The organism is Rhizobium anhuiense bv. trifolii (assembly GCF_024346605.1).
GTDB classification, from domain to species: Bacteria; Pseudomonadota; Alphaproteobacteria; order Rhizobiales; family Rhizobiaceae; genus Rhizobium; species Rhizobium anhuiense.
Genome location: NZ_CP098803.1, coordinates 2,994,310 through 3,011,086, shown reverse-complemented (window position 1 = coordinate 3,011,086; position 16,777 = coordinate 2,994,310). Strand labels below are relative to the sequence as shown.

General features: G+C 56.2%; 20 protein-coding genes. 12 read left to right on the top strand and 8 right to left on the bottom strand.

The window, feature by feature from the left end:
* Nucleotides 1-101: 101 nt before the first annotated feature.
* Nucleotides 102-440: a hypothetical protein gene (locus NE851_RS23600; RefSeq protein ID WP_183907319.1), complete on the bottom strand. Its 339-nt coding sequence runs from the start codon at nucleotides 438-440 to the stop codon at nucleotides 102-104.
* Nucleotides 441-744: 304 nt separating this feature from the next.
* Between NE851_RS23600 and NE851_RS23595 the strand changes: the two genes are divergently transcribed.
* From NE851_RS23595 to NE851_RS23580, 4 genes are all read left to right on the top strand, one after another.
* A complete protein-coding gene (locus NE851_RS23595; protein WP_254958130.1) occupies nucleotides 745-1,500 on the top strand; it encodes an ImuA family protein in 756 nt (251 codons plus the stop codon).
* Nucleotides 1,421-2,935 carry a Y-family DNA polymerase gene (locus NE851_RS23590; RefSeq protein WP_183907315.1) on the top strand — a complete coding sequence of 505 codons (1,515 nt, stop codon included), beginning with the start codon at nucleotides 1,421-1,423 and terminating at the stop codon, nucleotides 2,933-2,935. The genes NE851_RS23595 and NE851_RS23590 overlap by 80 nt, the downstream gene beginning before the upstream one ends.
* Nucleotides 2,935-6,198, top strand: a complete 3,264-nt coding sequence (locus NE851_RS23585; RefSeq protein ID WP_254958127.1) for an error-prone DNA polymerase — start codon at nucleotides 2,935-2,937, stop codon at nucleotides 6,196-6,198. The genes NE851_RS23590 and NE851_RS23585 overlap by 1 nt, the downstream gene beginning before the upstream one ends.
* Nucleotides 6,199-6,437: 239 nt before the next feature.
* Nucleotides 6,438-6,608: a hypothetical protein gene (locus NE851_RS23580; RefSeq protein WP_183907313.1), complete on the top strand. Its 171-nt coding sequence runs from the start codon at nucleotides 6,438-6,440 to the stop codon at nucleotides 6,606-6,608.
* Nucleotides 6,609-6,622: 14 nt separating this feature from the next.
* Here the strand turns inward: NE851_RS23580 and NE851_RS23575 are convergent, their stop codons facing one another.
* Both NE851_RS23575 and NE851_RS23570 read right to left on the bottom strand, forming a co-directional pair.
* On the bottom strand, nucleotides 6,623-7,519 hold the full coding sequence (locus tag NE851_RS23575) for a TIR domain-containing protein (protein ID WP_183907311.1): 897 nt from the start codon (nucleotides 7,517-7,519) through the stop codon (nucleotides 6,623-6,625).
* Nucleotides 7,470-7,961 (bottom strand): hypothetical protein, encoded by a 492-nt coding sequence (locus NE851_RS23570; protein WP_183844934.1) that lies wholly within the window; start codon nucleotides 7,959-7,961, stop codon nucleotides 7,470-7,472. The genes NE851_RS23575 and NE851_RS23570 overlap by 50 nt, the downstream gene beginning before the upstream one ends.
* 261 nt (nucleotides 7,962-8,222) lie before the next feature.
* On the opposite strand from NE851_RS23570, the gene NE851_RS23565 reads away from it, so the two are divergent.
* The 4 genes from NE851_RS23565 to NE851_RS23550 all read left to right on the top strand — a co-directional run bounded on the left by NE851_RS23565 (nucleotide 8,223) and on the right by NE851_RS23550 (nucleotide 11,092).
* Complete coding sequence (locus NE851_RS23565) at nucleotides 8,223-9,005, top strand: thermonuclease family protein (protein WP_183844935.1); 783 nt, start codon at nucleotides 8,223-8,225, stop codon at nucleotides 9,003-9,005.
* 378 nt (nucleotides 9,006-9,383) lie between these two features.
* On the top strand, nucleotides 9,384-9,851 hold the full coding sequence (locus NE851_RS23560; RefSeq protein ID WP_183844936.1) for a hypothetical protein: 468 nt from the start codon (nucleotides 9,384-9,386) through the stop codon (nucleotides 9,849-9,851).
* A 57-nt stretch (nucleotides 9,852-9,908) separates the two neighbouring features.
* On the top strand, nucleotides 9,909-10,682 hold the full coding sequence (locus NE851_RS23555) for an SOS response-associated peptidase family protein (RefSeq protein ID WP_183844937.1): 774 nt from the start codon (nucleotides 9,909-9,911) through the stop codon (nucleotides 10,680-10,682).
* Between the two features lie 158 nt (nucleotides 10,683-10,840).
* Nucleotides 10,841-11,092 carry a hypothetical protein gene (locus tag NE851_RS23550; protein WP_246712923.1) on the top strand — a complete coding sequence of 84 codons (252 nt, stop codon included), beginning with the start codon at nucleotides 10,841-10,843 and terminating at the stop codon, nucleotides 11,090-11,092.
* Nucleotides 11,093-11,259: 167 nt separating this feature from the next.
* Here NE851_RS23550 and NE851_RS23545 read toward each other — a convergent pair whose 3' ends face one another.
* A complete protein-coding gene (locus NE851_RS23545) occupies nucleotides 11,260-12,039 on the bottom strand; it encodes a class I SAM-dependent methyltransferase (RefSeq protein ID WP_183844938.1) in 780 nt (259 codons plus the stop codon).
* 135 nt (nucleotides 12,040-12,174) lie between these two features.
* On the opposite strand from NE851_RS23545, the gene NE851_RS23540 reads away from it, so the two are divergent.
* On the top strand, nucleotides 12,175-12,492 hold the full coding sequence (locus tag NE851_RS23540) for a hypothetical protein (RefSeq protein ID WP_183844939.1): 318 nt from the start codon (nucleotides 12,175-12,177) through the stop codon (nucleotides 12,490-12,492).
* A 96-nt stretch (nucleotides 12,493-12,588) separates the two neighbouring features.
* On the opposite strand, the gene NE851_RS23535 is transcribed toward NE851_RS23540, so the two are convergent.
* Both NE851_RS23535 and NE851_RS23530 read right to left on the bottom strand, forming a co-directional pair.
* A complete protein-coding gene (locus NE851_RS23535; protein ID WP_183844940.1) occupies nucleotides 12,589-12,963 on the bottom strand; it encodes a hypothetical protein in 375 nt (124 codons plus the stop codon).
* Nucleotides 12,964-13,066: 103 nt separating this feature from the next.
* Complete coding sequence (locus tag NE851_RS23530) at nucleotides 13,067-13,807, bottom strand: hypothetical protein (protein WP_183844941.1); 741 nt, start codon at nucleotides 13,805-13,807, stop codon at nucleotides 13,067-13,069.
* A 388-nt stretch (nucleotides 13,808-14,195) separates the two neighbouring features.
* Between NE851_RS23530 and NE851_RS23525 the strand changes: the two genes are divergently transcribed.
* The 3 genes from NE851_RS23525 to NE851_RS23515 are packed head-to-tail and all read left to right on the top strand — an operon-like array spanning nucleotide 14,196 to nucleotide 15,823.
* Nucleotides 14,196-14,738: a hypothetical protein gene (locus NE851_RS23525; RefSeq protein ID WP_183844942.1), complete on the top strand. Its 543-nt coding sequence runs from the start codon at nucleotides 14,196-14,198 to the stop codon at nucleotides 14,736-14,738.
* A 51-nt stretch (nucleotides 14,739-14,789) separates the two neighbouring features.
* On the top strand, nucleotides 14,790-15,599 hold the full coding sequence (locus tag NE851_RS23520; RefSeq protein WP_254958118.1) for a competence protein CoiA: 810 nt from the start codon (nucleotides 14,790-14,792) through the stop codon (nucleotides 15,597-15,599).
* Nucleotides 15,587-15,823 carry a hypothetical protein gene (locus tag NE851_RS23515; RefSeq protein WP_254958116.1) on the top strand — a complete coding sequence of 79 codons (237 nt, stop codon included), beginning with the start codon at nucleotides 15,587-15,589 and terminating at the stop codon, nucleotides 15,821-15,823. The genes NE851_RS23520 and NE851_RS23515 overlap by 13 nt, the downstream gene beginning before the upstream one ends.
* 19 nt (nucleotides 15,824-15,842) lie before the next feature.
* Here NE851_RS23515 and NE851_RS35385 read toward each other — a convergent pair whose 3' ends face one another.
* The gene (locus NE851_RS35385) at nucleotides 15,843-16,133 is read right to left on the bottom strand and encodes an HNH endonuclease (protein WP_368411039.1); all 291 of its coding nucleotides are present in this window, start codon (nucleotides 16,131-16,133) and stop codon (nucleotides 15,843-15,845) included.
* Between the two features lie 373 nt (nucleotides 16,134-16,506).
* A complete protein-coding gene (locus NE851_RS23510) occupies nucleotides 16,507-16,773 on the bottom strand; it encodes a DUF982 domain-containing protein (protein ID WP_183844945.1) in 267 nt (88 codons plus the stop codon).
* Nucleotides 16,774-16,777 lie beyond the last annotated feature (4 nt).

Sequence of the window (16,777 nt, the reverse complement as noted above, 5' to 3'; positions counted from 1 at the left end):
TTGCGGCAACCTGGAGCGGAAATCAAGGGTGTCCTCAAAGGTGATCGCGCGTCGTCTGGGGGAAAGGTCGTATATAACCGGCTGAGGTTGCGACATCGCACTCAATATCCTTGGTCATCGGCCGGTAAGTTGAGCACTTGCTGCTCATATTCAAGCTCGCCAATCCGGTCGAACAGGACCTGTTCGTAGTTTGACAAGACATTGCCAAGGTGTGCGAACGGCTGCTGAGGAGGCGGTTCACCGCAATCATTCATCGCGATTGTGATTGTTCCCGCGTAGGCGAGGTCGATATAGCCTTGCACGGTCTCAAGCTCGCGTTTGGCAAACTCGATTTGCGAGCCGATAGCAGCAATCTTGGATTCCTCAGCCGTCGATCCAAACACTGTGCCGTCCAAACGTTCCAAGCGTTTTTCCTCGAATGAGACCACATTTTCCGTCATGGGATATCCTCCTTGGTTGTCAGCTGCCTTGCATTCAATGGTAATTGTGAGGCTCCGTAGACATGGAGCGCGGTATGTTCATCATAGGTATATTTTCTCATCGATGATATTTTCGAGCCTGTGGACGGTTCCTCGTTACGCGATTGAATCCATTCGTCCTTCGGCTTCAGCAGAATGTCGACAGGTTGCAGTTCGTGGAACACTCGCCCATTCATGCGCATTGACTCATATGCCGATAAGGAACAAAAAGGGAACATACTCGCTTTCGGGTGAGATGAAAACCTGATTTTGAAGAAGGCTCCGAATGGCGCAGACCGGCGCAAACCCCATCATTTCCGACCTTCGAGATCGCATACAGCACCTTGAAGGGGCCGTGGCTCGCCCTAAAACGGTCCTCCCATTCGGAGTGGTCGACATCGACGCGCACCTTCCGGGTGGCGGGCTAGCCTATGGGGCTTTGCACGAATTCGCCGGGGGAGGAGCAGGCGCGATTGATGGTGCGGCCGCAGCGTTGTTCGCCGCAGGGATTGCTGCCCGAACCAAAGGCAAGGTCGTTTGGTGCCTCGCTAGACCCGACCTCTTCGCACCGGCCTTGGCCCAGGTCGGCCTCCATCCTGATCGTGTGATCTATGTCGAAGCGATCAAAGAGGAGTTCGTCTTGGAAAGCTTCGAGGAGGCGCTCCGTTTTGGCGGCCTTGGGGCTGTGGTCGGAGAGGTGGTTCGGCTTCCCATGGTGGTGTCGCGGCGGCTCCAGCTTGCTGCCGAGGGCTCCGGCACCATCGGACTGGTGATCCGACGATGGCGGCGGCAGACCGAGGCTGGGGATTTTGGCCATCCGACTGCTGCGGCAACACGATGGCGAATATCCGTCCTGCCGTCCGAGCCGCTTCCGGTGCCAGGTGTCGGCCGAGCGCGATGGCTGGCTGAACTGATCAGGGTGAAAGCAGGAGAGAGCGCAGATTTCGTCGTAGGTGCATGTGATGACCAGGGTCGTATCAGTATTTCTTCCGACGCTGCCGACGGATCGGGTCAGACGCGCCGATCCCTCCATTCCGGCTGAAGCGCCGCTTGTCATTGTCGCACGGAGCGGCTCGAAACGCTGGCTGTCGGCTGTCGATCAGAATGCAGCAATGGTCGGCCTGCACGTTGGCATGGCAGCCGCAAAAGCACAGGCACTTGTCCAGGGTCTGCATATGGTTGACGCCGATCCCGCCACCGATCTTGCCGCACTCGAACGCCTGACGCTCTGGGCGCTGTCCCAATATTCCCCGATTGTTGCAATCGATCCTCCTGATGGCATCGTCATGGACACGGAAGGAGCCGATCACCTGCAAGGTGGCGAAGCGCTTATGCTGTCCGGTCTGGTGAATCGTTTTCGTGCAAGGGGTCTGCCAGCCCGTGCTGTCGTTGCAGATACGTGGGGAGCTGCATTCGCGTGGGCACGATCCATGACGGCGGAAACAACGGTCATTCCAACAGGGAAAACGGCCGATGCCGTTGCCCGACTTCCCCTGTCGTCGCTGCGGTTGAGCGCCGAGACGATAGTGAGCCTACGCACGCTCGGCTTCAAAACCGTCGGCGAGCTGGCTGCGACACCTCGTGCGCCGATTGCCCTGCGCTTCGGCCCGGAGATCGGCCGTCGTCTCGACCAGATGTTCGGCAGGATCGCCGAGCCCATCGATCCCATCCGCTGTCCCGAGATCATCGAAGTCCATCGTGCTTTCGCAGAGCCAATCGGTGCGGCCGAGACCATTGCAAAGTACGTTTCCCGGCTCGTGACGCAGCTTTGTCTCGAACTGCAGGCAAAAGGTCTCGGCATCCGCCGTACGGACCTGATTGTCCACCGGGTCGACAACACGATTCAGGCTTTGCGAGCAGGGACGGCGAAGCCCGTGCGAGATGTCGTCTGGTTGACGAAGCTGCTGCACGACCGGATTGAGAAGATCGATCCAGGCTTTGGCATCGAGAAGCTCAGCCTTGCAGCAACGATGGTCGAGCCGCTGAACGACAGACAGATGGTTTCCAGTCTTGTCGAGGCTGCGGACATCGACGTTACCTCGCTGATCGACGTGTTGGGTAACCGTGGAACACAACGCATCTATCGGCTGGCACCTGTTGCAAGCGATGTGCCGGAACGCTCGGTGCAGCGCATCTCGCCAGTTGCCGACGAAGAGGGGCACACATGGCCATTGATCTGGCCCCGTCCCGTGCGCCTGATGGAACGACCCGAACAGATTGAGGTCATGGCTCTGCTACCCGACCATCCACCTGTCTGGTTTACCTGGCGTGGCAAGCGCAGGCGCGTCAAACGCGCGGATGGTCCGGAGCGTATTTACGGCGAGTGGTGGCGGCGAACCTCCGAATGGGTTGCCGTCCGCGACTATTTCACCGTCGAGGACGAGACCGCCGAGCGCTACTGGATTTATCGTTCCGGTGACGGGGTGGATGCGGAGACCGGATCGCACAAATGGTTCCTGCACGGGGTTTTTGCGTGATGCGCTATGCCGAACTCCAGGTCACAACGCATTTCAGCTTCCTGCGCGGAGCCTCATCTGCAGATGAGCTGTTCGCCACGGCCAAGGAACTCGGGATCGAGGCGCTGGGCGTCGTCGACCGTAATTCGCTGGCAGGCATTGTAAGAGCGTTGGAAGCATCGCGTGCGACCGGCGTCCGCCTGGTTGTCGGCTGTCGCCTTGATCTGCAGGACGGCATGGCGATCCTGGTCTACCCGACGGATCGTGCGGCCTATTCGCGTTTGACGCGGCTGCTGACCCTCGGCAAGTCGCGCGGCGGCAAGGCGAAGTGCATTCTGAACCTTGAAGACGTTGCACTCTACGCCGAGGGCTTGCTCGGCATGCTTGTTCCCGATCTGCCGGATGAGACCTGCGCTATCCAACTCCGAAAGATGTCCGAAGTTTTCGGAGACCGGGCTTATGTTTCACTATGCCTGCGCCGTCGACCGAACGACCAGGTTCGCCTGCACGAGATTTCGAACATGGCGGTTCGGCACAGGGTGAAGACTGTCGTCACGAATGATGTCCTGTTCCACGAACCCGGCCGCCGCCAACTGCAGGATGTTGTCACCTGCGTAAGGACGAAAACGACAATCGACGATGTCGGCTTCGAGCGTGAACGGCATGCCGACCGGTACCTTAAACCGCCGGAAGAGATGGAGCGGCTGTTTGCCCGCTATCCGGAGGCGTTAGCCCGGACCATTGAGATCATCAATCGCTGCACGTTCTCCATGGAAGAGCTGACCTACCAATATCCCGAAGAAGCCCTGATCCCCGGCATGTCAGCGCAACAGTCGTTGGAGCATTACACCTGGGAAGGCGTAAAGGTGCGCTATCCCGAGGGTCTGTCCGATCATGTCGAAAAGACCATTCGGCACGAGCTGGCTCTAATCGAGACGATGCGGTACGCCCCCTATTTTTTGACGGTTTTTTCAATCGTCCGTTTTGCCCGATCACAGGGCATCCTGTGCCAGGGGCGGGGATCGGCGGCGAACTCGGCCGTCTGCTTTGTCCTTGGCGTCACTTCTATCGATCCTGAAACCAACGATCTGCTCTTCGAACGCTTCGTGTCCCAGGAGCGCGATGAACCACCGGACATCGACGTCGATTTCGAACATGAGCGCCGGGAAGAGGTCATCCAATGGATTTATCGAACCTATGGACACCAGAGGGCGGCGCTCTGTGCGACGGTCACGCGATATCGGACGAAGGGTGCGATACGGGATGTCGGCAAGGCGCTGGGCCTGCCCGAGGACCTGATCAAGGCTCTGTCCTCTGGTGTCTGGGCGTGGTCAGAAGCCGTTGGAGAAAAGCAGGTCAGGGACCTCAATCTCAATCCTGACGACCGCCGTCTCGCATTGACGCTTCAACTGGCGCAACAACTGATGGGAGCCCCACGCCATCTCGGCCAGCACCCGGGTGGCTTCGTGCTTACCCATGACCGACTCGACGACCTGGTTCCAATCGAACCGGCCTCTATGGTGGATCGCCAGGTCATCGAATGGGACAAGGATGATGTCGAAGCCCTGAAGTTCATGAAGGTCGATGTGCTGGCGCTCGGCATGCTAACCTGCATGGCCAAGAGCTTTGCGTTCCTTACCCAGGAGAAGGACATCGATCTCGATCTCGCGACTATCCCGCAAGAGGAGCCCAAGACCTATGCGATGATCCGCAGGGCCGACACGCTCGGCACCTTCCAGATCGAGAGCCGGGCGCAGATGTCGATGTTGCCGCGCCTGAAGCCTCGAACCTTCTATGATTTGGTGATCCAGGTCGCCATTGTTCGCCCCGGTCCGATCCAGGGCGACATGGTGCATCCCTATCTCCGTCGCCGGGAGGGGAAGGAGAAGGTCGAATACCCAACACCCGAACTGGAAGCGGTGCTTCACAAAACGCTTGGGGTGCCGCTGTTTCAGGAATCGGCCATGAAGGTGGCTATGGTTTGTGCCGGTTTCACTGGCGGTGAGGCGGATCAGCTCAGAAAGAGCATGGCGACCTTCAAGTTCACCGGAGGCGTGAGCCGTTTCAAGGACAAGCTTGTGAACGGGATGATCCGAAACGGCTACACAAGAGAGTTCGCGGAGAAGACCTTCAGCCAGCTCGAAGGCTTCGGTTCTTATGGCTTCCCCGAGAGCCATGCAGCATCGTTCGCTCTGATCGCCTACGCAAGCAGCTACATCAAATGCCATCACCCGGATGTCTTTTGCGCCGCCCTTTTGAATTCGCAACCGATGGGTTTTTATGCCCCCGCCCAGATCGTGCGTGACGCCCGCGAACATGGCGTGGACGTCCGGCCGGTATGCATCAACCGGTCAAGATGGGATTGTACGCTGGAACCAGTCGAGGACACCGACCAACATGCTGTGCGGCTTGGAATGCGGATGGTGCGCGGGCTTGCCACGGCGGATGCTGCCCGTATCGTTGCTGCCCGTGCCGATCAGCCCTTCGACAGCGTCGACGACATGTGGCGGCGGTCCGGCGTTCCGGCTGCATCCCTGGTGGAGCTGGCCGAAGCCGACGCCTTTCTGCCATCTCTCGGGCTGGAACGTCGCGACGCGCTCTGGGCAATCAAGGCATTGCGAGATGAGCCACTACCGCTTTTTGCGGCGGCTGCCGAGCGGGAGGCAAGAACCGTTGCCGAGCAACAGGAACCAGCGGTCGAACTGCGGCAGATGACGCAGGGTCATAACGTGGTCCTGGACTATGGGCATACCGGACTCACCTTGAGAGAACACCCTGTCAGCTTCCTGCGTCGAGAACTGACGGAACGCCGGATCGTCACCTGCATGGAGGCAATGGCGGCCCGTGACGGTCGTTGGCTGATGGCAGCTGGGCTGGTTCTCGTGCGCCAGCGGCCGGGGTCGGCAAAGGGCGTGATCTTCATGACGATTGAAGACGAGACAGGCGTCGCCAACGTCGTCATCTGGCCCAAGCTGTTCGAGCGGTCGAGACGGGTTGCATTGGGAGCCTCGATGCTGGCGATCAATGGCCGCATTCAGAGGGAGGGCGATGTTGTTCACCTCGTCGCTCAGCAGCTGTTCGATCTCTCGGAAAGCCTAACTGGCCTTGCAGATCGTGATGTGGATTTTCGGCTGCCGACGGGGCGGGGCGACGAATTCGGACACGGCACACCGGGCAGGCCGGATTCGCGGGAGCCGTCAGGTCCGGGAATGAAATCGCGGGATATCTTCATTCCTGACCTTCATATCGATCAGCTGAAGCTGAAGAGCCGGAACTTTCATTAAAAGGAATTCGCTTACACAGCTTGGACCGCAGCAAGCTGCACCGACCCAAGCTGTGATTGGATGGCAACTTGCGCCTTAAGCTGTAACCGGCAAGCTCCTCTTGAGGCTGGTTGGGACCTTTAAGCACGCGACGCAACCAATTGCCGCATTAGTGTCCCGCATGACTGCTCAGCGCAAAATGTGATGTGTGGACTGGGGTTGTCGATCAAATGAGAATTGAATGCATTGCGGAGCCTGGCATGACCGATGAGCAGATGCGAGCTACATTGGCTGCCCTAGAAAAACTAAAGGCGAACGATAACGGCTCGCCTTGTGTGGATGAAAAATTCGCTATGTACGAGGAGGAGATCGCGGATAAAGACGGCGTGATGATCATCAACGCGCTTGGTGATCGCGAGGATTATCTTTAAAAGAATGTGGGCCATCAGCGGCCCATACGTCCCGCTGCTTGATCTAGCCACAACGGAATATTCGTGCTGCCACTCTGAGCGGCGTAGTCGTAACAAACCACTCCGCGAGCAAGTGGCATGATGTAGCCGACCGCTGGAGCACGGAGGTATTTTGGAAACGGGACTGATCCCAAATGATCCTGATAACGCCGCCAACCGCTACGGTCGAATTCGAAGATACGATACGTCCCATCCTGCATTAGCCCAATCCCCATATATTCAAACGGATCAGGTCCGCGTGGATGAGGAATTCGATGCTGATGATGACGAAGGCCGTTTATGTGGACGCCAACGAGCCCTTTGCCATCGATGATTGCTCGCGCAATCTCATAGCGAACCCATCTTCTTGCATATGTCTCGGTTCCGATCAGAGCGCATATAACGGAAGCGCCCTTAACTCCGGTTCTGATCATTTCCTTTAGGCTATCGGGATTTGTCAGTTGCCGCCTTTCCCAAAGACTGCGGTCATAAAACGATTGAGGAACCTCGCGAGCCTTAGCCTTGAACTGCTCAGAGTGCCGAACATTGTTGACCCGGATCACGTCGTCGTAATGAAACGAGAAGAAGACTTTTCGTCGCGTATCGGGAGCAACCGGCTTTGTTGTCTGCCGGATCGACGGTGAATCGAGCCCTGCAAGCAGTGCATTCAATCGGTACGGATCGGCAGGAGGAGAGGGAGTTGGGGCAGGATTTAACAGCGCATTGATGAGCGCGTCTTGTATGGGGTTGGATCGAACCGGAGCGGACGGCGGATCGCCAAGTAGTTGAGCGAGATAGGAGAATGGACTTGGCGGCTCTGGAGGCCTTGGCTTTGTCAGAGCGTCAAGTAATGCAAGGTAGTTCCTGGTGCTGTTGTTTGTGAACTCGTGCATCGTTTAGTTCCGTGCCTCGATGTGATTCGCCCTCTGATACCAACGCAACAACTATAAGTAACACAATCGCCGAGCCGTAGATAAGCCAAACAGTCGGACGAAACGCCAAATACATAAGATTTCCCGCGCTTTTTTTAAAGGGCCGCCATTCCATTGAAAATACGTCGACTTCCTCGTCTCGGCGCACTGCGTCATAGAGTGCTCGGTAAGCCCGCTCTACTTGGAGGTAATAGGCGTTCAGGTACCAAAACAGGAATGTCGGGACTATTCCGAGTAGCGCAAGTTTGGGAGTCGTGCCGCTGCTGGTTTGCGCGATGGCAATGATCGCGGCAGTAACGGTGATGGTCAGTGTCTTCAGGGTCTGAGAATCGGTTGCCATCCTTCCGATCACGCCTTGAATCATTTCAAGGTGCGCAATTTTAGTTTCTAGTGATTTCTCCAATCCCGCCCCTCCGGCTTTTAGTTCCATTTTGGCCCGAAACGATAGCCACCTGACAAATAAATACACTGCAATTTGAAGGTGTACGCCGCTCAGGTCACATGGGCGACTGAATCCTTTGACAATGATGGGGAGACTGCGTTTCGCGTTGGCCCGTCTCAGTCCAGTCGTATAACTCCCATTGCCGGGCTCCATATGCTTCCCGGTTTACCATTTTTTCCGACCTGCTGCTTACGCTGCCTTCGCTCAAAAGAGGCGGCGATAATGGACCCGGCTGGGAACCTTCGAAACGACATCGAAGCAGCACTGCCTCGCCAGAACCTGACGGGCTGGCAGCGAACGTTCCTGACCGACATCCACGCTCGTCTCGAACGATCCGGCGGGCAGGCTCGCCTTTCCGACAATGAGTGGCAGAAGATTTTTGAGATTCTCAGGCGACCGAACAATGTGATTGCATTGCCGCCACGACCCGCCACCGCCTATCCGCCTCGCCGACAGCCAAGCAAATTGCTCTGGCCTCGTTTCAGCAGGGCAGGCAGACGGTTGAGATGGCGTCTCCGAAATCTGGCCATCGGATTTCTGGTCGTGGCGGCGGTGGCCGTCGGTCTGCAAGCGCTCGATCTCGGGCGAGTGCAATTTCAATCGTCTCCAATGACATTGAGGGCATCGCAGACGCAGGAGTTCTCGGTAACCGACGGAGACACCGTCCACGTAATTGGCGAGGCCGCCGGTACGCGGCTGGTCGGTTTCAATACGCCAGAAGTGTTCTCTCCCGAGTGCCAACTTGAACGCCAACTGGGAGAGCGTGCATCGTCGCGGCTTCGGGAACTGGTTGCCCATGGCGGTTCCCGGTTGACAAAGGTCGCGTGTGCCTGTGTGCAAGGCACCGAGGGTACGAAGAAGTGCAACCATGGGCGCTATTGCGGCACCCTGTTGGTTGACGGGAAGGACGTCGGCAGCATTCTTATCAACGAGGGCCTTGCAGTACCTTTCGTCTGCGGCAGAACGAGCTGCCCGCCGACGCCTCGGCCATGGTGCAAGCCATAGCCGTGGCGCAGTCGCCATGGCGGGCTGGTCTCTTGACGCACTTCTTCGACCGGCTCAAGTTTATCAGATGGACGAAATATACCCGCCGGATTCGCCAAACGACGATCCTGATCGCTTCCTCCGATGCCAGGACGCGCTCCATTTGGATTTCGCTGCTCTCGTCGACCGCGCCGTTGCTGCGGGGTGGCGGACGGATGAGGTCCTCACAACGATCATCGAGTTGGCTGACAATCACGCGCTCATGCTTGCTGCCAACTCCGACCTCGAAGCAGCGCTATCTATCCTGAGAAAGCGCCCTTGACTCCTTTGTCGAAAAGAACAAAATAGGAACATTCTTGCGGCAACCTGATATTCCCATTCCGGCGTGGAGGATTTGGCATGCCTACGATTTTGTACAGAAATGATCAGAATATCTCCCCCGGCGATGTCATGAAGATCGCGGTTTACGCGGAGCACGTTGGCCGACAGTGCTACGACGTTTTCGCGGAAGATGGTTCGAGGTCTCAATCGGAAGCTCTGTCCCGTCGAGCGCGAGACGTATCCGATGCGCTCGATTTTGGAGACGAACCATATCTCTCGCCGGAGACGACGAAGAAGGTCCTCGACCTTCACGATATGGTCTCTGGTATGTGCTTCGATAGGTTCGGCGAGCGCGGCCATATGGGCAAGACGATGGACCTGCTCGGAATGGCTCGCGACGTGGACGATGTGCTGGACAAGCTCGTCATCTACCACTTTTCCTCGGAGGAATTGGAAGAGGCTGAGGCTGAATGGGCGCACGAAGGTCAGTTCCTTCCGAAGGACGATATCAGCGGTGACGACACGGGCTCTCGGCGGAGTGTTTGACGTCCTGTCCGAAATGCATAGGCTGTCCGCAACGGGAAAGGGAGGTCGTTGCGATCAATGTGCAATCTCTACCGCATGGAAGACAAGGACTGGGTCAGCAAATGGGCTCAGGATGCCGAGAGCCTCATCAACCTGATGCCCGCCTATCAAATGAACCCCGACCAATGGGGGCCAATCGTTCGCAACACTGCTGATGGCCGCAAGCAGCTTGTGCATGCGCGGTGGGGATTGCCATCGCCGTTTTTCGCGATCAAGCAGGCGGCTGAAGCCCGGGGTGAGAAATTGCGGCAGAAGGGCAAGCCGGTCGATATGGAGTTGCTCATCCGCATGGAGCCCGATAAGGGCACCACAAACATCCGGAATCTCAATCTACCGCATTGGAAGAAATGGTTCGGTGTCCAGAGCCGTTGCGTCGTGCCGGTGACCAGTTTCGCCGAGCCCGACCCCGCCAGCAAGCAGGAGGGCGGCAGCACACCGAACGCCTGGTTCGCCCGTGACGAAAGCAAGCCGCTGATGTTCTTCGCGGGCGTGCACGTCCCGCAGTGGCAAAGCGTCCGGAAAGTCAAAGATGGCCTGACCACAGACGATCTCTACGCCTTCTTGACGACCGATCCCAACGACATCGTCAAGCCGATCCATCAGAAGGCGATGCCGGTCCTCTTGCTGACGCGGGAAGAGGTGGATGTATGGATGCGTGCACCCTGGGAGGAGGCGAAGGCGCTCGCCCGGCCGCTTCCAAACGACCAGATCGTGGTGACATCACGAGAGCCCTATGGTTCGACCATCGTGACGACGTCCGGGGAGCCGGTGTCCCAGCCAACGCTTCTCTAAGCGATGCTCGCTTCGAGATATGCACGGTCTAGGTGGCTGCTGCCTTTTGCAGTCATTTGGTGCATATGGCTGCGCGTTCTATTATCCAAACTATGACCCAGCGACAGAAAACAGTGTCAAAGTGGACGGCCCTGCCGGGCGCAAACAGATTCAGGGGCATGGTTGAGCGCTTTAGTGCGTGGTTGGTGATTATCGGCCTGATGCTATTTAGTCCTCTGCCTGTAATCGTACCGTTCGTGTGGCTGGCTCAGGGAGAGGTGCACGGCAAACAATCCGGCGTACTCAAGGCTGCTGAACAACCGGCGCTATTTTATCTGTTCGTCCTTTTCTTTTTCTGCAATGGCCTCATTTGGGCACATCTCTGCCTGGCGGCTGCGTTCAGGCGCTTTCGCCTGATGTCACGACGGTGATTCAAGAAGCAGGCGTTTCCCGGCATTCGAGAAGAGGGCGGAGAGGCGGCGTAGATGTTGAGCGCGACCGCAAACGTTGAGTTGGCGCGATGTTACGATCCGCCGAGCAAAACGGGATTACTCGATCAATGGCAGGAATCGTTAGTCTCGACTGAACGGAACAGCGTCTAGGAGACGTGATCAACGCGACGGGCAATGTAAAGATGGGTTTCGTAGTCTACCTCGAACTCTCCCCCTTGACCGTCTATCGCTTTCGCAGTTTCGGCGAGCAATTCTTCGCATACTGCTGGAGTGAGCATCCGAACATCTGATCGCGTGCGTAGAAAATTTATATAGCTCGATGTTGTGTGCTGCCTCATCCACGAATAGCTCCGATGCTCAACTGGACCGAACAATTTCGACTCGTCAAACCAGCCTTCGAATGGACCACTCGGCAGGTACGCCGCTTCAGGTGGTGTTCCCCAGGCACCTGTGTGACGCAGGAATATTCCTTTGAACTGTTCAAGTAAGGATGTGGGTAGTCCTACGGGGACATGTCCAAAGACTGCTAATGATCCATTTGGCGAAAGCACTTCGGCGGCTTTTGCGAACCGCACTTCCGGGGAAACCCAGTGCCACGACTGTGCCGCAATAATCAGCTGGAAGACGGCCTTGCTGACAGGCCACGCCTCGAATGTCGCCTCGACGAGTTCAACGTTGGTAAAATTCGCCAAGGTCTGACGTGCAGTGCGGACCATTTCTGGTCCAGGATCAAGGGCAAGAATCTGCAAATCCCGGGTCGCGAAACTCTTCGTTGCCTGACCCGTTCCGAAGCCGACTTCGAGAACGGTGTCGTTTGGTTTCAGCTTAGCGTACGAGACAATATCGTCGATGAGAGCTTCGGGATAGTCGGGGCGTGAGGCCTTGTATACGCTCGCGACCTGATCGAATGTAAAGCGCTGTTCCATGAATAGCCCCATCTGGCCATGGTGAGATACCATAAATTCCAATGAAGGACCGCATTTTACAATGTCTCAAAACCTTCCCCCGCGAGATCGTGAGTGCGAAAGAGGTTTCACGCAGGAGCCCTGGAGCAAATAGGGTTGGCAATTTCAATCGTCGACTCTCGTCTGGCCCGCTGGCTAATTGATAAGTCGAACCGAACGGGCTTTTCGATGGAGTTTGATCTCCGTTGCCTGAGTGATGATCGCCGCGCTGTATTTTGGCTAGGCGTTGACCGCGCGAACGAGAAATTCCGTGATATCGGCCCGGACTTTGGTCCTTCGGTCTATGTGATCCGCTTGTTCCGCGAAAAGCGCGACATTCAAGGCAAGGTTGTCGACAAGCAGGTTTCGCCAATCGATCTCGATGAAATCTGGTTTGACGACAACACAAACACGGCCGGACCAACCGCATTGTAGCCGCCCGCCCTGCGATTTGCGGCAGCTACGTTGGTCCGAGGCGGGCCGGTCACATCAGGGCGTAGAAAGTTGCTTCCTCATTGCGCTGCGGAGCAATTAAAACCAAACGCCCGCTTGAGGGTCAAACATCCAACATTTCCCGACAAGACGACTTACCTCGGGCTGCACAAAAAGGACAAGGTTTGTCATCAGGCCGGGGTCATTCTTCATATCCCATGACAGTTCGATACGCTGATTGCAGCGTTCAATTTCGCTGCTGTCTTTGTGAGGGAAAAATTCCGCAATCTCTTGGGATTCAATGAGAACATGGCTCTCGCTGCTCAATTCAACATCGAGTGTCGGAGTCCCGAATTTCAAGTGGTCGGGAGCAACCTGCCGAAGAGGTTCGCTGTACCGGGTTAGCGCCGTCTCCAGATCGTTCAAATCGTGAAGGCCATCGCGGAAAAGGATTAGCAAAGAGAGACGTTGCATTCAGGAACCTCAAATATTTGTCATTTCCAACTGCAGCGGGAGAGCAGCAAGCTGAAACGAGGAGCCGTCAGTGGAGTGCGTCACCGAAGCCTCGTCGCCCCGGCTACGAAACCGGGCGCGAAAATCTCGTAGGAGGCACTTCGAGATTTTCACGACGTTGCGAAACAAGGATGTGGATCAATGCGCCCGCAAAGACCAACAGGAGCAACCAGAGCGCGGTCGTGAGGGTGATGAAGTGCGTCCCGATGCGGACGTAGAGATAATGTTGGGGAAACATAATAACGCTCAGCGGGCTGATCAGCCTAAGTCCGCCAATCCACGCAAGTGTCACAAAAAGCGGGATGCACATGACGACACAGATGATCGCAGATAATGCCGCGCTCACCTGGGCCATCTTCCAGCTCCTTCGCGGTGGTTCACTTCCATTCTCGTCGGAGCCTTTGCAGAACGAGAGGAAGGCAACGAAGGCAAAGAAGAAGATCAGCGTTATCGGCCATTGGAACGATAGGATTCCCAACGAAAAGCCCACGGCCCAAAAATTCAGACCTGCCATCAGAACGTCGCGAGCGGCAAGCAGCCAGAAAAGCGATGCCACAACCCACCAAGAACTCAATCCAGCGCGTCTGCAGCGAGCAGATATGACGGTCAGCATTGCGATGCCGTATATGAGGACACCGAGCATCCGACCATATAACCCGAAAACGAGCCCAACCGCTCCACAGGTATCCGGAGCACAGTGGATCGCGCGTGCGAGAGCAAACAGCAGAAATGGGAAGCCAAGGATAAATGCGATCATCGCCACTGTGAGTACGCTGGCGTAGCTGGCAAACTGTCTGCGCGGCATGGGGCGCTCTCCTATTCCACGCAAACATAACGCGAGTGAATTAAGCTATTAAAAAAGCGAAATCTTCACATTTAGGAGAACGGTTGGGATAGTGTTCACCATGCTAATCGTTCAGAGGTCGAGCATACGCACGATCTTGAAACCTTCCGAACCGCGCGAACCGCAGCCGTCCCCAGCGGCAGCAACCGCTCATTGGTTGGTCATGGTAGGCTGGGTGTTCTTTCAGGTGTCATTGCCGGGAAGCTCTTGGTGATCCATGTATCGTCTGGCAAAGCAACATTGCGGCGCATGTAATATCTATTTTTTATTGAGTAATTTTTAAATACAATGTAAATTTGCATTAATAATTTATTTCGCAATTTGTTTTCATGCTGTGCGGGAGATGTGCGTGGGGCCATCGATATTGCATGTAGAAAGAATATCAAAAATGGGGCGGTTGGGGGAAACGTTGGCGGAAGAACGTTTGAAGGCGGCCGGGTTTAAAGACGTGCAGAATTTAAATCGGGCAATCAATTTTCCCTTCGCCGACTTGATCGCCGAACTATCAGGGCGACGGTACCTTATTTCCGTTAAATCTCGAAATGAGTTCCAGGCGAATGGAAAATTGAACCCGTGCTACAACGCCGTGAAATTCAACAACACCGCGGTCCGAGCTTTACAAGCCGAAGGCAAGTCCGAGAGTGAAATAACCGCGATTATCTGGGAGGCCGTTGACGGGTTGGCGCAACAACAGAATGCCTGCCCGGCGTGGATCGCGGTTCCGATGCGTCCCCAGGAGAGCAGTTATTCGGCTTATTTTGGAGAAGTTTCACTAATACGGCACCGCAGATCGATTCCGGTTCTGCCATCAGATCGGGTACGTTACACCGAACTTGCTCCGTTGGGGACATATGATGCTCGGATAACTGCTGATCTTCGGAACAGGGATTAGCCCTGGGAACCGGCCTACGAGCACATTCGCCATAAATCGCGAGAAATTGCCATGTCCCTGCGATGCATTGATGAGACCGGGGTTGATCTTCATGCCTTCGAATTGTCTCCGCAGGCATGGCAGGCGCTGATTGAGCAAAACCGCAAATGCCGTTCGCTTCGAATGCCCTGTTGTTCGGCAGAAGTCAATTTAAGGAGGTCAAAGCGGGGGACGCCGCATTTCGTGCACAAAGCGGTTGGTGATTGCACCACTGCGCCGGAGACGGAAGCTCACCTTCGACTGAAGCGTATCGCCGTCGAAGTTGCACGCCAGCACGGATGGGACGCGAAGACCGAGGTTGCAGGGACTAGTCCGTCCGGTGAAACATGGATAGCTGACGTGTTGGCGCAAAAGAACAGTGCCAAAGTCGCAATCGAAATCCAATGGTCATCCCAAACCAACGATGAAACGATGAGAAGGCAGGAACGATACCGGCAATCCGGAATTCGTTGCCTTTGGCTGCTCAAGCACCCGGGCTTTCCAACGACTGAAGCTCTGCCCGCCGCGCAGATTGTCGAACACGATGGGACCTATTCCGCCCGTGTGGCTTATTCTCAGGAGATGCCCGTTGAGGCGTTGCTGGACGCAGTATTCGGCCGCCGGTTCCGATTTGGGATACCTTCCCAGGGCAGGGCGGTTGCTCATATCCGGGTTGGAGAGATCGAGTGCTGGAAGAGGCAATGCCGCGCGAACACGAAAATAGTCACGGGAGTTGACGTGGTGTTCGGTCCCCATACGAACAGCTTCTCGGTCCCTGAATTGGGTGAGTACCCAACGCTCTATTCAGCCGTCTACCTCGGAACTCAAAAATGGGCCGCCTGAAAAAGCGCCACAGCAAGACCCAGGAACGACAGTACATGAGTAATGGGTGCTACCGATGCGACAGCATTGTCGGAGAATTTTTTGAAATCGAGGCCCGACATTCCGAGGAAACCGTAAATTCGTTTCCAATTCAGATAACCCCCGACTGGAAACAGGCAATCGAAGCGGAGATGGGATATCAACCTGAATGGGCTGTTTATTCAGCCAGCGAGCTTGGCATGTAGCACGACCACCCTGGCTTAGTTACCGCAACACTTCAGCGTCAGACTTCTGATGCCTTAACCAGACAGGACGCCATCGACCTTCTCCGATCCTGGATCGAACAAAGCTGGCATAGGAAACTGCATCTTTCGGCCGCTTCGTCCGATGACGAGTTCTGTTGCAATAATGACAGGCGGCAACGATATTCTCCTCGATGTCGCGGCCTCCATCACTTCGAGCCTTTAGATGCTCTGCCGTGCAGCGGAAGTGCCGGACTGCCCGAGAAGATAAGGAATAGCGTGTTTTGAAAACCTCTGGGTCGCTTTCCCACATGGGGTGCTGGCAATAGTAGCATTGCCATCCCTGGCGCTCGGCGGCCTTGCATCTGAGATTTGGTATTCGGCTGTTTGATGTCACGAGTCCACGTCCTTTGCTTCATTGCTGAAGCGGACGTGCAGCGACTATAAGAGCCGCCCCTCAGTTGGGAGGATACTCCTCGCACAAGACGACGCCTATTGGCGTCACTCCGCAGTCTTTGAACGGTACGTGCGCCCATATAGTGCGCAACGCTGTCGGGTCTTAACCCCAGGCAAGCAAATCCACTTGCCTCCGCCCGACCCCAAGGTAAATGGGTTAGCCAGATTGTCAACCACAACAGGGGAGATGTCGACGGTATGATCTCAGCCAGCCGTTTTCTTACCGATTGTCATCGGCGAACGACAGTTAGAGCAGCGATGCCCGCCTCATCGGCCGCACGCAATAGCGCTTCTCGGAATTGTTCCGGAGCAATCTGCCCGCTGATTGCATCGACGCAGGCTTTTACGGCGGCGACATATTCCTCGCCGTCATCGGATGGCCAGTCCTTGATGAGGATATGCGCCGCATCGCCGAGCGTACATACGATCTTGTGTGTTGCCGGACCGCGCAGAGCTAGCCCGACCGGCGTGAATGCCGACGATGTATTCCAGCACATGGTC